This window comes from Pseudomonas triclosanedens, from assembly GCF_026686735.1.
Lineage (GTDB): Bacteria > Pseudomonadota > Gammaproteobacteria > Pseudomonadales > Pseudomonadaceae > Pseudomonas > Pseudomonas triclosanedens.
In genome coordinates this window covers 2,016,366-2,030,428 of the sequence record NZ_CP113432.1, presented here as the reverse complement: position 1 = coordinate 2,030,428, position 14,063 = coordinate 2,016,366, and the positions used below count along the sequence as shown (strand labels likewise).

The window sequence follows — 14,063 nt, the reverse complement described above, 5'->3', positions numbered from 1 at the left end:
TCTCCTCAGTGCTTGCGCGGCGCGAGATAAGCCAGCCAACGGCGCTCGGCCAGCTTGAACAGGCGCACCAGGGTGAAGGTCATGACCAGGTAGAACACACCGGCGGTGATGAACGCCTCGAATGGCAGGTAGTACTGCGAGTACACGGTGCGCGCGGCGCCAGTGATGTCCACCAGGGTGACGATGGAGGCGAGGCTGGTGGTCTGCAGCATCATGATCACTTCATTGCTGTACTGCGGCAGTGCACGGCGCAGCGCCGACGGCAGCAGGATGCGGCGATACATCTTGATACGCGACATGCCCATCGCCTTGGCCGCCTCGATCTCGCCGTGAGGCGTGGCTTTCAGGCTGCCGGCGAGGATCTCTGCGGTATAGGCGCTGGTGTTGATGGCGAACGCGGCACAGGCGCAGAAGGTGGCATTGGACAGCAGCGGCCACAGCGAGCTTTCGCGCACCGCCTCGAACTGGGCCAGGCCGTAATAGATGAGGAACAGCTGCACCAGCATCGGGGTGCCGCGGATCACGTAGGTGTACAGCCAGGCCGGCAGGTTCACTGCCGCATTCTTCGAGCAGCGCATCAGAGCCAGTGGCACTGCCGCTACCAGACCGAAGAACAGCGAGATGGCCAGCAGCTTGAGGGTCACCAGCAGACCGCTGAAGTAGAGCGGCAGGCTGTCCCATATGACGGAAAAGTCGAACATCACGATGGCTTCCTCTGACTCAAAGCTCGGCGACTTTCACGCCGACCGAATAGCGGCGTTCGAGCATGCGCAACAGCACCAGGGATACACTGGTCACCACCAGGTACAGCGCCGCCACGGCCAGGAAATAGGTGAAAGGTTCACGAGTGGCGTCCGAAGCCTGCTTGGCCTTGAACATCATGTCCTGCAGGCCCACCACGGAGATCAGCGCAGTAGCCTTGACCAGCACCAGCCAGTTGTTGGTGAAGCCGGGAATGGCCAGGCGGATCATCTGCGGCACCTGGATGCGGAAGAACACCTGAAGCGGGCTCATGCCGTAAGCGAAGCCGGCTTCGCCCTGCCCTTTCGGGATGGCCATGAAAGCGCCGCGGAAGGTCTCGGACAGATAGGCGCCAAAAATGAAGCCCAGGGTGCCGACACCCGATGCGAAGGGGTTGAGGTCGATATAGTCGTCATAGCCGACCATCGGCGCGATCCAGTTCACAGCCGCCTGGCCGCCGTAGAAGATCAGCAGGATAAGCACCAGATCCGGTACGCCACGGATGACGGTGGCATAGAGGTCGCCGCACCAGGCCAGCCACTTCACTGGCGACAGGCGGATGGCCGCACCGAGCAGGCCCAGCGCGATCGCCAGAGCCATCGAAAGCAACGACAACTGAAGCGTCAGCCAGGCACCATCGACGATGGTGGCTCCGTAGCCATTGAACATATTTTCGCACCTCGTGAAACCGGACGCCGCCCGCACCCACGCGGACGCTGCAGAGCGAGCGCGCCATGCGCGGATCACTCCCAATAAAAAAGTGGCACAAACGTCAGGGAATCACCCGGGTTTGCGCCACTTTCTGGACGTTGATCAGTTCTCGCCGTAGACGTCGAACTTGAAGTACTTGTCCTGCACTTCCTTGTACTTGCCGTTGGCACGGATGCCGGCGATGGCTGCGTTGAATTTCTCGGCCAGGGCGGTATCGCCCTTGCGCACAGCAATGCCGGCGCCACCACCGAAGTACTTCGGATCGTTGTATTCCGGGCCTACGAAGGCATAGCCCTTGCCGGCGTCGGTCTTGAGGAAGCCGTCATCGAGGTTGACCGAATCAGCCATGACCGCATCGAGGCGTCCGGAGACTAGGTCCATGTTGGCTTCCTGCTGGGAGTTGTAGCGCACGACTTCGATACCGGCCGGAGCCAGGACATCGGTGGCGTAGCGGTCATGGGTGGAAGCGCGCAGGACGCCGACCTTCTTGCCCTTGAGATCGACCAGCGGGTCGTTCAGAGAGACGCCTTCCTTCATCACGAAGCGCGCGGGGGTGTGGTAGTACTTGTTGGTGAAGTCGACGGACTTCTTGCGCTCGTCGGTAATGGTCATGGACGAGAGGATCGCGTCGATCTTGCGGACTTTCAGCGCCGGGATCAGGCCATCGAACTCCTGCTCGACCCAGGTGCACTTGACCTTCATCTCTTCGCACAGGGCGTTACCGATATCGACGTCGAAACCGGCGAGTTTGCCGTCGGGAGTCTTGAAGGAGAAAGGTGGATAACCGGCTTCGATGCCGATGCGGACCGGCTTGTCGTCAGCGTGGGCAACCAGGGAAAGCGCGGACAGGGCCAGCGCACCGAGAAGTGCAAACTTCTTCATCAGTAACTCCTTCGAGGGTAGGACTTCGATTGGCAGGAGAAAGGGGTTGGCCCAGGCTGCCCGTGCAGAAGTGAAGGTTGTTGTTTTCTGCGCATCGCCGGCGTCTTTCTCGTGGAAAAGCACGCCTACCGGGGTGAGCGGCATTCTAGCGACAGCCCCTGAGCGGTTATTTCTTCAATGCGACAAGTAATTATAGAAGCGCCTGAGAGTGAGCCCCGGCGGCTTGACGGCGCGGATTTTACGTGATCCGAAAGCAAGTAGTAAAACCTAATTTACTAGCAGTATTCAGGCCAATTATTGATTGAGTCAGACTCTACGCGACCTCCAGCGAATAAGTTCATTTGGATGCCGGTAAAAGCACGCACCAGATCTGAGCGAATTGTTTCCTAGCGCCCCATATTGTTGCACCGCGGTGTTACTGGGGAGCACATCACTACACGCCGGCCTGACGCGCAAAAAGAAAAACGCCCCGACTAGCGGGGCGTTTTCACAAGGCGGCGGATCAGGCGGCGCACATGGACTGATGTGTCTCGACCAGATGCTGAACCACGCCCGGATCGGCCAGGGTGGAAATGTCACCCAACGAATCGTATTCGGCCGTGGCGATCTTGCGCAGGATGCGTCGCATGATCTTGCCCGAGCGGGTCTTCGGCAGGCCTGGCGCCCATTGGATCACGTCCGGCGTGGCGATCGGACCGATTTCCTTGCGCACCCAGGCCTTGAGCTCCTGGCGCAGTTGCTCGCTGGACTCCACATCGGCATTCAGAGTGACATAGACATAGATGCCCTGCCCCTTGATGTCGTGCGGCACGCCAACCACCGCGGCTTCCGCCACCTTCGGGTGAGCGACCAGCGCACTCTCGATCTCGGCTGTGCCCATGCGGTGGCCGGAAACGTTGAGTACGTCATCCACGCGGCCGGTGATCCAGAAATAGCCGTCCTCGTCGCGACGGGCACCGTCGCCGGTGAAGTACATGCCCTTGAAGGTCTTGAAGTAGGTATCGACGAAACGGTCGTGATCGCCGTACAGGGTGCGAGCCTGTCCCGGCCAGGAGTCGAGGATCACCAGGTTGCCCTCGGTGGCGCCCTCCAGGATATTGCCGAGATTGTCCACCAGCGCCGGTACGACGCCGAAGAACGGTTTGGCGGCGGAGCCAGGCTTCATGGCGTGAGCACCCGGCAGCGGGGTCATCAGACAGGCGCCGGTCTCGGTCTGCCACCAGGTGTCGACGATCGGGCAACGGGACTGGCCGACTGTCTCGTAGTACCACTGCCAGGCTTCCGGGTTGATCGGCTCGCCCACCGACCCCAGCAGGCGCAGGCTGGAGCCATCGGCGCCGGCCACCGCCGCCTTGCCCTCGGCCATCATGGCGCGAATGGCAGTCGGTGCGGTGTAGAGGATATTGACCTTGTGCTTGTCGACGATCTTGGCAACGCGGGTGATGTCCGGGTAGTTCGGCACGCCCTCGAACAGCACGGTGGTCGCGCCGTTGGCCAGCGGGCCATAGACGACGTAGCTGTGCCCGGTGACCCAGCCGATATCGGCGGTGCACCAGAAGACTTCGCCCGGACGGTAATCGAACACGCGCTCATGGGTAAGCGAGGCGTAGACCAGGTAACCGCCAGTGGTGTGCAGCACACCCTTGGGCTTTCCAGTGGAGCCTGAGGTGTAGAGGATGAACAACGGGTCCTCGGCCCCCATTTCCTTCGGTGCGCAGGTGGAGCCGGCAACCTTCATCAGGTCCTCGAACCACACGTCGCGGTGCTGGTTCCACTTGATGTCCGCACCGGTGCGCTTGCAGACGATGAGCTTCTGCACGCTGCTGGTTTCGGGGTTGGTCAGGGCGTCGTCGACATTGGCCTTGAGCGGCGTCTTCTTGCCGCCGCGCACACCTTCGTCAGCGGTGATCACCACCTTGGAGCGACAGTCGATGATGCGGCCGGCCAGGGCTTCGGGAGAGAAGCCGCCGAATACCACGGAGTGGATCGCGCCGATCCGGGCGCAGGCCAGCATGGCGACCACGGCTTCCGGAATCATCGGCATGTAAATGGTTACCACGTCGCCGCGATGCACATCCTGGCCGCGCAGGGCATTAGCGAACTTGCAGACCTGCTCGTGCAGTTCGCGATAGGTGATTTCCTTGTGATCCGCCGGATCGTCGCCTTCCCAGATGATCGCGACCTGGTCGCCGCGCTCGGCAAGATGGCGGTCGAGGCAGTTATAGGAAAGGTTCAGGGTGCCATCGGCGAACCACTTGATGTCGACGTGGTGATCGTCGAAGGAGGTCTGCTTGACCTTGGTGAACGGCTTGATCCAGTCGATCCGCTGGGCCTGTTCGCGCCAGAAGCCATCGGGGTTGACCACCGACTGCTGATACAGCTTCTTGTAGGTGGCTTCGTCGGTCAGAGTATTGGCGGCCACCTCGGGGCGCACGGGATACACGGATGCCGCAGTCATGGCGTTCTTACCTCGGTCGGGAGTGTTGTTTTTGTTGCCGTCAGTTGTAACGGCGACACCCTCCCCTAACCATTCGACCAAGGTATTACCAATTCGCAGCCAGGCTGATAACCGCTATCGGCGCGGCTTTGGGCGGGTTTTCCAGAAATGTCCCGCCCTTGCGCGAGGTCAGTCGGCGCGCGGTCGACCGCCATGTTCGACCATCATCCGCTCGTGCTCTTCGAGCATGCCGGGCACGCAATCGCGCAGGAATTCCACCCAGGTGCGGATCTTCGCGTCGAGGTACTGGCGCGACGGATACAGCGCGTAAACGTTCAAGTGGAACAGGCTGTAATCCGGCAGCACGCGGACCAGGCTGCCGTTCTTCAACCCCTGCACCGCCGAGTACACCGGCAGCGCACCGATACCCATGCCGGCAATGATCGCCTCGGTCATCGCATCGGCGGTATTCACCTGGAAATGGGTCTGGTTGATGCTGACCATCTCCTGCCCTTGCGGTCCCTCGAACAGCCAGCGGTCCAGCGACATCACCGAGTTCACCAGGCGCAGACAGCGGTGCTCCGCCAGCTCCGCCGGTCTGTTCGGGAAGCCGTGGCGCGCCACGTATTCTGGCGAGGCGCAGAGTACGCTGTAGGTCTTGCCGATACGCTTGGAGACGAAGCCCGAATCCGGCAGCTCCGGGGCGATGACCACGGAGATGTCGTAGCCTTCGTCGAGAATGTCGGTGATCCGGTTGGCCAGCGTCAGGTCGAAGCTGACCTCGGGATAGATCTCGCAGTACTGCGAGATCGCCCTGATCAGATAGTGCTGGCCGATGCCGGTCATGGCATGCACCTTCACCTTGCCGTGCGGCCGGGCGTGGGCGTCGCCGGCTTCGGCTTCGGCCTCCTCGATGTAGCCGAGAATCTGCTGGCAGCGCTGCAGATAGCGCTGGCCGGCTTCGGTCAGCGCGATACGGCGGGTGGTGCGGTGCAGCAGGCGGGTGCGCAGGTGCGCTTCGAGTTTCGCCACCGTCCGCGAGACGTAGGCGGTGGTGAGGTCCATGCGCTGGGCGGCGGCGGTGAAGCTGCCGGTTTCGGCGACACAGACGAAAGCACGCATGTTGTGCAGCAGGTCCATCATTTCTCCTGAGAGCCTGTCTACGCCACGGCGGGCGGCCTCTGCAACGACGCTCGACAGAGCAACGTCTTGTTACAGATTCATGACAGGCGGCGAATTGTCGCACAGTTGTCGCACCGGGATTATTGTTCTTTCAGGTAACAATAATTCGCCCATCCGTCAGCTTATCCTGCCTCAGGCGCACTTCTAGAATCGCCAGCCCCAACGCGGTCTCCCGCAACACCCCAGGACTAGCAGCCGTGCTCCGCCTTTCGTGCAACGTGCTTCCACCCCTTCGCTCCACACTCCAGCTACAGGGTCGCCAAGGCCCGAACCATCCCGACCAGCGCCCGCCGAGTTAAGCCCGATGAGCAGTCTATCCGTGCGCCTGCCCAAGGCTGCCGCGCTGCGCTTCGCCCTGTCCGACTGGGCGCATACCGACGGCGTCGCCTGGATGTTCATCCTCAAGACGCTGATCACAGCCTTCACCGCGCTGTGGCTGGCCTATCGCCTGGAGCTGCCGCAGCCCAACACGGTGCTGGTGAGCGCCTTCATCGTGCTGCAGCCGCAAAGCGGTCAGGTGCTGGCGAAAAGTTTCTATCGCATCCTCGGCACCCTGACCGGGTTGACGGTGATGGTTACCTTGATCGCCCTGTTCGCCCAGGAGCGGGTGCTGTTCCTGCTCTGCGTGGCAATCTGGGTCGGTCTGTGCACCGCTGGCGCTGCGCGCTACCGGGACTTCCGCGCCTATGCCTGCCTGCTCGCCGGCTACACCGCGGTGATGATCGGCATTCCCGCCACCCTGCACCCCGAAGGCGCCTTCATGCAGGCGCTGTGGCGGGTAATCGAGATCACCCTGGGGATTCTCTGCACCGGCGTGGTCAGCGCCATCGTCCTGCCACAGACCAGCACCGCCGCCCTGCGCAATGCCCTCAACACCCGCTTCGGCGATTTTGCCGGGCTGGCCAGCGCCGGCCTCAACGGCACGCTCGACCGCGAACGCTTCGAGCAGGCCAGCGCACGCATCGCGGCCGAGGTAGTAGGGCTTGAGAGCCTGCGCAACGTCACTGCCTTCGAAGACCCGCACATGCGCCTGCGCAGCGGTCGCCTGGCGCGGCTGAACAGCGAGTTCATGCAACTGACAACACGCTTCCATGCCCTGCAGCGCCTGCTCGACCGCCTTCGCCAACGCCAGGCCAGCAACGTACTGGAAGTGCTGATGCCATGCCTGATCGATGTCAGTGAACTGCTCGCCAGCTGGCATGGCCGACCACTGAGCGAAGCCGATGCCGAGCGCCTGTCAGTGCAACTGGAACTGTGCAAGCACCACCTCATGCCGCGCATCCGCGAGGCCCGCGCCACGCTCAGCCACACCTGCCCGCGCGACGCCGACCAGATGGACTTCGAGACCGCCGCCGAGCTGCTGTACCGCTTCACTGACGACATGCACAACTACGCGCAGACCCACGCCTCGCTGGCTGCGCACAAACATGAGCGCGAGCAGTGGAAGGAGCGTTTCACTCCCAAGGCCAACGCCCTGGCTGCAGCCGTCGCCGGATTTCGTTGTGCGCTGCTGGTGATTGTCGGAGGAGTGTTCTGGATCGCGACGTCCTGGCTGAGCGGCGCCACTTTCGCGCTGACTTCCGTACTGATCGCCGCCCTCTCCTCCGCTTCCCCCACCCCCAAGCGGCTGTCGCTGCAACTGACGCTGGGCACTCTGCTCGGCGCAACGCTGGGATTCATCCTGACCTTCCGCGTGCTGCCGCATATCGACGGCTTCCCACTGCTGTGCTTCGTGCTCGCGCCGGTATTCGCCCTCGGTGCCTTCCTGATCACCCGGCCACAGTGGAGCGGTTACGGCGTCGGCCTGCTGGTGTGGTTCTGCATCGCCTCGCTGCCAGCCAACCTGGCGCGCTACGACGCCTATACATTCATAAATGAATACCTGGCGATGCTGCTGTCGATGGGCATGGCGGTAATTGCCGCGATCGTCATCCTGCCACCCAACCGCCCGTGGCTTTGGGAACGCCTGGAAGCCGAGCTGCGCCTGCGTGTGGTGCGGGTCATCAGCGATCCGCTGAAGGGCCTGTCGTCCGGCTTCGAAGGCGGCACGCGGGATCTGCTCAACCAAGCCTATGGATTATCCACAGGCCGCCCGGACGTGCAGCGCCGGCTGTTGCGCTGGACCTTCCAGGTGCAGGAGATCGGTCTGTCGATCCTCGAATTGCGCCGGGAGCAGGAGGCGTTGCCGAACGAGCCCTGGTACGCCGAGCGTATGCCGTGGCGGCGAGCGATCCGCGCCCTGGGACGCTCGCTGATCCGGTTGTTCATCCAGCCCAGCGAAAGCAACCGCCTGCGCGCCCTGGCGGCAGTGGAGCACGCCATCCACGCGACACGCACCACCGACGACCGCAGGCCGCCACACTTCGATTCCTCGCCGCTACGACGCGTGTGCAGCTACCTGCACTTCATCCGCACCTCGCTGCTCGATCCGCAGTCGCCACTGCGCGATTGATGCGCACGCGGCGCTCGTTTCCCACGAGCGGACTCCGTCCGCAAGAGCCCGCGACGAGTCGATCACGGCTGAACCCGATCCTGCGCTGCACCGGCGCGATTCGCGGGCAGGTTCCCACGAAAGTCTCGCCCACCCGGGCTGATGCCAGCCTACGAACCGCCGGGACAACCGCTCCAGCACAGGCCAGCACGAAGCAGGTTTCCGCAGGAGCGGTCCCTAGCCGCAACGCCCCTCGGAATTCGCCCCGCCAGCATGCGTCACCCTGCCACGCAGCCCACTCGGAAACCCGCACCGTTGCTCGATTGTTGTCTCTGAGTACGAAGTATTTGTGGCGTCCGGATATATGACTGGGTTCAACAGAATCCTATTATTTCCGTGCTGTTACAGCGCGCGCCGCAACACCAACCAAGACCCGTAAATCTTTCCCAAAAGCTTCCCGACGGAGCCATCGGCTCAGCGTTACGGCCAGGTCATGTCCGGACGCCGGGAACAAGGCAGGTAAATTCATGAAAGCTGTAGTCATCCTGGCCCTGGCCGGTTTCTCTTCGCTCGCTCTCGCGGAGCAGGCGAATGCCGGCGACCAGGCGCAAAGCGCGGCCGTGGAGCAGTACACCTACGACATGAAACTGGACGTCGCTCATGTGATTTCCACCACCGACGTCTCCAACCAGTGCGGCATCGTGCCGGCCCGCATGACCTACGAAGACTCCCAGGGTCAGCGCCACACCGTCGAGTACCAGGTGTGGGGCAACGGCTGCACCGGCGGCTAAGCGACTTGTGCGTTCCCGCCGCGGCCCACGCAGCCCCGGCGGGAATGCCACTCTCCTTACGGCTGCAAGGCCGCCTTCGCGATGTTGCGACTGTGCGAGCCGAAGTGCCGGATCAATTGCAGAATCTGCTCGTCCAGTTGCTCATCATGGCGGAACGGCTCCGGCGAGTTCCCCGCACTGAAATCTCCCGCCGGCACCTTCCGGCCCTCCAGCCAATGGCCGATGGCTTCATCGAACGCCGCAGCGTGGGCATGAGACTCGCCCGCCACCACGTCGCGCAGATATTCCGTGGAGTACGGCGGATAACCGCCATCCCCGCTCGTATCCGCGTAGGCCGCCAAAAGCGACGACTGTCCGCCTTGGCGCAATGTCTCGCGCAACCAGTCGATCTGGTAACTCTCGACACCGGTATGCCGGTCCGCCACGCGCTGGATCGCGGTCTGCTTGTCGGCATCGAAACCGGCCATCGCCTTCACCGCGGTCCATAACATGCTGGTGGTGGTCTCCCCCGGCAGCGGTGTGGAGTGGTATGGCTGGGTCATGTCCTGGATGTAGTGCATCGCCCAGCCGAGGAACCGGTAGCCCCAGTAGGGATGGCCCTTTTCGAAGGCGAAGCGCGACAGCCCGTAGAACTGGTATGCACGCCATTCCGGCCAGTTGCGCTTAAGGTATGGCGCACCGGCGAAGATGATTGCGTCCTCGTGGTAGAAGCCCATGTGGAATGGCGCCTGGGAGCTGAACTCGTAGCGCGGATCGCCGAACGGCTGTGTACCGAAGCCGTAGAGCTGGCCGACTTCGCCCGGATTGTCGCTGAACAGGTTGATATCATGACCGAAGTCCGGCTCATCGGCGGCGCTGGCCAGCACATCGATGGCTGGCACCTTTTCGCCGGCCTGCAGTTGCAGGAAGCGCCACTGGTTCCACCCCGAGAGATTGCGGAACACCAGTACCTGCGCCGGCCTGAGTGCCACATGCCCCGGCAGATCGCCACCCGGCGGCGGCTGGACGGCAGTGGCCAGCTTGATGTCGGGGTTCAGGCGCAGAGCCATGAGGAATGCCTTGCGTAGGTCGTCGCGGCCATCGAGGCTCAGGCGCAGGCTATCCGGGCGCGCCGGGTACTCACGGAAGTGCTCGCGGGCATATGCCTCCTGTGTGTCCAGCAACTCCACCAGGCCAGCGCGCTGTTGGGTCAGGAAGCTCTCCAGCGGCTCCACCTCGACCTCGGGCGCCTGCACCACCGCAGGCAACTGACGGAGGGAGATGTAACTGCCCAGCGTGTGATTGGACCAGGCCCAGAGACTTTGCGGCACGGCAAGCAGCCCCAGCAGCAGGCAGGAAAACAATCGCTTCATCGGCTCTTCGCTCTTATTGGCAATACGGGTATGAAATATCCGAGAAGCCTACCAATCCCCCGCTGGCAGAACACTGTCGAAGATGGCCAGCGCGAGTCACGGATAACGCCACGAGGGTGGTCCGCTGGCGTCCTGTTGCAGCCCAGCCGATCGGGCCGCGCGGCAAAATCTCGACGGACCCTAATCGACATCAATGGCGCGAACGCTTCCAGCCACTACACTTCCCCGGCATGGAAAGCACCGGCAGCGCGTTCGCCGGTCACTCGCGTAAAAGGGCGTTCCCATGCTGCAGTCCGTTTCACCCAAGCACGACCTCCCTCTCAAGCCCGATCCTGCCGAACCCCGTAGCGGCGTACTCGCCCCCTTCAGCATCGCCGCGTTCCGCATCATCTGGATCTGCAACCTGTTCGCCAACCTGGGCACCTGGGCACAATCGGTCGCCGCCGCCTGGGTGGTCACCGAGGCTCACGCCAGCCCGCTGATGGTAGCGATGATCCAGGTCGCGTCGGCGTTGCCGCTGGTGCTGCTGTCGATCATGTCCGGGGTGCTGGCGGACAACCACGACCGCCGCAAGATCATGCTGGTCGGGCTGTCCGTCGAGCTGTCCGGTGCCGCGCTGGTGACGCTGCTGGCATTCATGGGTTATCTCGACCCGCTGCTGCTGATCGTGTCGATCCTCTGGCTGTCGCTGGGCAGCTCGATCACCATCCCCGCCTGGCAAGCGGCGGTGAACGAGCAGGTGCCTGCCCGCATGCTCGGCGATGCCGTGCTGCTCAATAGCGTCAATTACAACGTCGCCCGCGCGGTCGGCCCGGCCATCGGCGGCCTGCTGCTCTCGGCCACCGGGCCATCCTGGGTGTTCCTGTTCAACTGCCTGTGCTACGCCGCGCTGATCTGGGCCATCTGGCAATGGCGCCGCGACGTGCCCAAACGCACCCTGCCACCGGAGCACATCTTCGAAGGCGTTATCGCCGCGCTGCGCTTCACCCAGTACTCCAGTGTCACCCGCCTGGTAATGCTGCGCTCGGCGGTGTTCGGCCTCTCCGCCAGCGCCATCTGGGCGCTGCTACCGCTGCTAGCGCACCGTAACCCGGACGGCAATGCGTCGGTGTACGGTTACATGCTTGGCGCGCTCGGCCTGGGCGCCATCATCGCCAGCACGGCGGTGAGCAAGGCGCGCAAGTGGATCGGCAGCAGCAGGCTGATCAGCTTCTCGGCCGCCATCCTGGCTCTGGTGATGCTGACCCTGGGCTGGGTCGATAACCTCTGGGTAATCTTCCCGGCGCTGATCATCGGCGGCAGTTGCTGGATCGCCGCGGTTGCGACCTACAACTCGGCGGTACAGATACTGGTGCCGGACTGGGTCAAGGCAAGGGCTCTGGCGCTGTATCAGACAGCGATCTATGGCGGCCTCGCAGCGGGCTCATTCCTCTGGGGGCACTTCGCCGAGACAATGGGCGTGCAGGGTGCGCTGATCGCCGCCGGCTGCCTGCTTCTGGTCTCGGTTGCGCTGTTGTACAACTCGCGGCTGCCGGAACTCGACTCTGCCAGTATCGCCCGCGCTCCGGTCGGCCTGCCGGGGCAGCCGACCTTCGTATTCAACCCCGAGCGTGGCTCGGTGCTGGTGTCCATCGAGTACCGGATCCCCGCCGAGCGCACCCGCGACTTCGTCCGCGCGGCCAAGCCGTTACGCCGTCTGCGCCTGCGCAACGGTGCGGAGCGCTGGGCGCTGTATCGCGATGTGAGCAATCCGGAAATCTGGCAGGAGATGCTGCTGGTGGACAACTGGATCGGCCACCTGCGCATGCTCGATCGCATGACGATCGAAGACAAGACAATCATCGACAACGTCACCAGCCTGCACGTGGGCGACTCGCCGCCTGTAATCCGGCATGGCGTGAGCTACGAATCGGGCAGCTACGAGGCGCCGCCGGAGACACTGGGCTAGCAGCGCAGAAACGACAACGCCTCCCAGTGGGAGGCGTTTCTGGTTGGGCGAGCCAGTTAGTGCGAAAAGGTCACTCCGCTGCCAGCTTCTTGCGCTTGAGAGGCGCCATGCCGTCCTGGCTCACCACCTTCGACGGGCCGGATTTCGGCTTGGCAGCGGGCTTCTTCTTGGCCGGCGACTTGCTGCCAGTCTTCTTCGCGTCGTCCTTTTTCTTCTTGGTACCGGCAGCCTTGCCGGACGCCTTGACCTTCTTCGGCCCCTTGTAGGTGCCCTTGAGCTCCTTGATGACCCGCAGCTCGAAGCGCAGTTTGAGGTATCGCTCGATGCTCGACATCAGGTTCCAGTCGCCATGACCGACCAGGGAAATCGCGGTGCCCGAGGCACCTGCGCGGCCAGTGCGACCGATGCGATGCACGTACTCGTCGCCACGGCGCGGGATGTCGAAGTTGATCACCAGATCCAGGCCATCGACGTCCAGGCCACGGGCGGCCACGTCGGTAGCGACCAGGATTTTCACTGCACCCTGCTTCAGACGCTCGATCGCCAGCTTGCGGTCCTTCTGGTCTTTCTCGCCGTGCAGCACGAACACCTTGTGGCCGGCGGCGATCAGGCGTCCGGTCAGGCGGTCGGCAGCAACGCGGGTATTGGTGAAGACGATGGCCTTATCGAAGGTTTCGTTGGCCAGCAGCCATTGCAGCAGCGCTTCCTTGTGCGCGACGTCGTCGGTCAGGATCACTTGCTGGCTGACGTCTTCGTTCAGTTCGCTGACACGGTTGAGCTGCAGGTTCTCCGGCTCACGCAGGACCTTCTCGACCATTTCATGCAGGCCGCTGCCGCTGGTGGCGGAGAACAGCAGGGTCTGGCGCTCGGCCGGGCACTGGGCGGCGAGCTTGAGGACGTCTTCGGAGAAGCCCATGTCGAGCATCCGGTCTGCTTCATCGAGCACCAGTACTTCCACATCGCCCAGCGGCAGGTTACCGGCGTTGAACTGTTCGTTCAGGCGGCCTGGAGTGCCGATGATGATTTCCGGGTTCTTGCGCAGGCGCGCGCCCTGCACCTTGAAGTCTTCGCCGCCGGTGATCAGGCAGGCCTTGATGAAGGTGAACTGGGCGAAGCGCTCGACTTCCTTGAGCGTCTGCTGGGCCAACTCGCGGGTCGGCAACAGGATCAGCGCGCGGGCACCGCTCTTGGGCCTCTCCTCGGACAGCAGGCGGTGCAGCAGCGGCAATACGAACGCGGCAGTCTTGCCGCTGCCGGTCTGCGCCGTCACCCGCAGATCGCGTCCTTCCAGGGCCTTCGGAATAGCCGCGGCCTGGACCGGCGTGGGCTCGGTGAAGGACAACGAATCGAGCGCCTTGAGCAGGCGTTCGTGCAGGGCGAATTGGGAGAACAAGGCAGACCTCGATATCACATGAAGACCAAATAGCTGCATAGCGTAACGGTTGGCGCGCCCGAACGCAGGTTTTATTCACCGGCGGCCTTGAGTTTCGCTGCCTTCCGGAAGAACAGGCCTGAGGACACGAACAGCATCCGCCGACATCTGCCGCTACAATGCCGCGCTCATTCCGACCGCCACGGCCGGAGCTTC

At 63.1% G+C, this 14,063-nt stretch carries 10 protein-coding genes; 3 read left to right on the top strand and 7 right to left on the bottom strand.

Features of this window, described 5'->3' with window-relative positions; genetic code table 11:
* Nucleotides 1-5 precede the first annotated feature (5 nt).
* The 5 genes from OU419_RS09555 to OU419_RS09535 all read right to left on the bottom strand — a co-directional run bounded on the left by OU419_RS09555 (nt 6) and on the right by OU419_RS09535 (nt 5,911).
* Nucleotides 6-704, bottom strand: a complete 699-nt coding sequence (locus tag OU419_RS09555) for an ABC transporter permease (protein ID WP_254471933.1) — start codon at nt 702-704, stop codon at nt 6-8.
* A 16-nt stretch (nt 705-720) separates the two neighbouring features.
* The gene (locus OU419_RS09550; protein ID WP_254471932.1) at nt 721-1,410 is read right to left on the bottom strand and encodes an ABC transporter permease; all 690 of its coding nucleotides are present in this window, start codon (nt 1,408-1,410) and stop codon (nt 721-723) included.
* 144 nt (nt 1,411-1,554) lie between these two features.
* Nucleotides 1,555-2,334, bottom strand: coding sequence for an ABC transporter substrate-binding protein (locus tag OU419_RS09545; protein ID WP_254471931.1), 780 nt, complete (start codon nt 2,332-2,334; stop codon nt 1,555-1,557).
* A 502-nt stretch (nt 2,335-2,836) separates the two neighbouring features.
* On the bottom strand, nt 2,837-4,792 hold the full coding sequence (gene acs, locus OU419_RS09540; RefSeq protein WP_254471930.1) for an acetate--CoA ligase: 1,956 nt from the start codon (nt 4,790-4,792) through the stop codon (nt 2,837-2,839).
* Between the two features lie 168 nt (nt 4,793-4,960).
* A complete protein-coding gene (locus OU419_RS09535; RefSeq protein ID WP_254471929.1) occupies nt 4,961-5,911 on the bottom strand; it encodes a LysR family transcriptional regulator in 951 nt (316 codons plus the stop codon).
* A 346-nt stretch (nt 5,912-6,257) separates the two neighbouring features.
* Between OU419_RS09535 and OU419_RS09530 the strand changes: the two genes are divergently transcribed.
* Nucleotides 6,258-8,405, top strand: coding sequence for an FUSC family protein (locus tag OU419_RS09530; protein ID WP_254471928.1), 2,148 nt, complete (start codon nt 6,258-6,260; stop codon nt 8,403-8,405).
* Between the two features lie 506 nt (nt 8,406-8,911).
* Nucleotides 8,912-9,175, top strand: a complete 264-nt coding sequence (locus OU419_RS09525) for a DUF2790 domain-containing protein (RefSeq protein ID WP_254471927.1) — start codon at nt 8,912-8,914, stop codon at nt 9,173-9,175.
* 56 nt (nt 9,176-9,231) lie between these two features.
* Here OU419_RS09525 and OU419_RS09520 read toward each other — a convergent pair whose 3' ends face one another.
* Nucleotides 9,232-10,527, bottom strand: a complete 1,296-nt coding sequence (locus OU419_RS09520) for a phospholipase C/P1 nuclease family protein (RefSeq protein WP_254471926.1) — start codon at nt 10,525-10,527, stop codon at nt 9,232-9,234.
* Nucleotides 10,528-10,810: 283 nt separating this feature from the next.
* Between OU419_RS09520 and OU419_RS09515 the strand changes: the two genes are divergently transcribed.
* Complete coding sequence (locus OU419_RS09515; RefSeq protein WP_254471925.1) at nt 10,811-12,475, top strand: MFS transporter; 1,665 nt, start codon at nt 10,811-10,813, stop codon at nt 12,473-12,475.
* A gap of 70 nt (nt 12,476-12,545) precedes the next feature.
* Here OU419_RS09515 and OU419_RS09510 read toward each other — a convergent pair whose 3' ends face one another.
* The gene (locus OU419_RS09510; RefSeq protein WP_254472203.1) at nt 12,546-13,883 is read right to left on the bottom strand and encodes a DEAD/DEAH box helicase; all 1,338 of its coding nucleotides are present in this window, start codon (nt 13,881-13,883) and stop codon (nt 12,546-12,548) included.
* Nucleotides 13,884-14,063: the final 180 nt, after the last annotated feature.

What these genes read in the sequence shown, in the direction of transcription:
- OU419_RS09550 (WP_254471932.1), bottom strand. Translation starts at nt 1,410, where the DNA reads ATGTTCAATGGCTACGGAGCCACCATCGTCGATGGTGCCTGGCTGACG.
- OU419_RS09545 (WP_254471931.1), bottom strand. Translation starts at nt 2,334, where the DNA reads ATGAAGAAGTTTGCACTTCTCGGTGCGCTGGCCCTGTCCGCGCTTTCC.
- acs (WP_254471930.1), bottom strand. Translation starts at nt 4,792, where the DNA reads ATGACTGCGGCATCCGTGTATCCCGTGCGCCCCGAGGTGGCCGCCAAT.
- OU419_RS09535 (WP_254471929.1), bottom strand. Translation starts at nt 5,911, where the DNA reads ATGGACCTGCTGCACAACATGCGTGCTTTCGTCTGTGTCGCCGAAACC.
- OU419_RS09530 (WP_254471928.1), top strand. Translation starts at nt 6,258, where the DNA reads ATGAGCAGTCTATCCGTGCGCCTGCCCAAGGCTGCCGCGCTGCGCTTC.
- OU419_RS09525 (WP_254471927.1), top strand. Translation starts at nt 8,912, where the DNA reads ATGAAAGCTGTAGTCATCCTGGCCCTGGCCGGTTTCTCTTCGCTCGCT.
- OU419_RS09520 (WP_254471926.1), bottom strand. Translation starts at nt 10,527, where the DNA reads ATGAAGCGATTGTTTTCCTGCCTGCTGCTGGGGCTGCTTGCCGTGCCG.
- OU419_RS09515 (WP_254471925.1), top strand. Translation starts at nt 10,811, where the DNA reads ATGCTGCAGTCCGTTTCACCCAAGCACGACCTCCCTCTCAAGCCCGAT.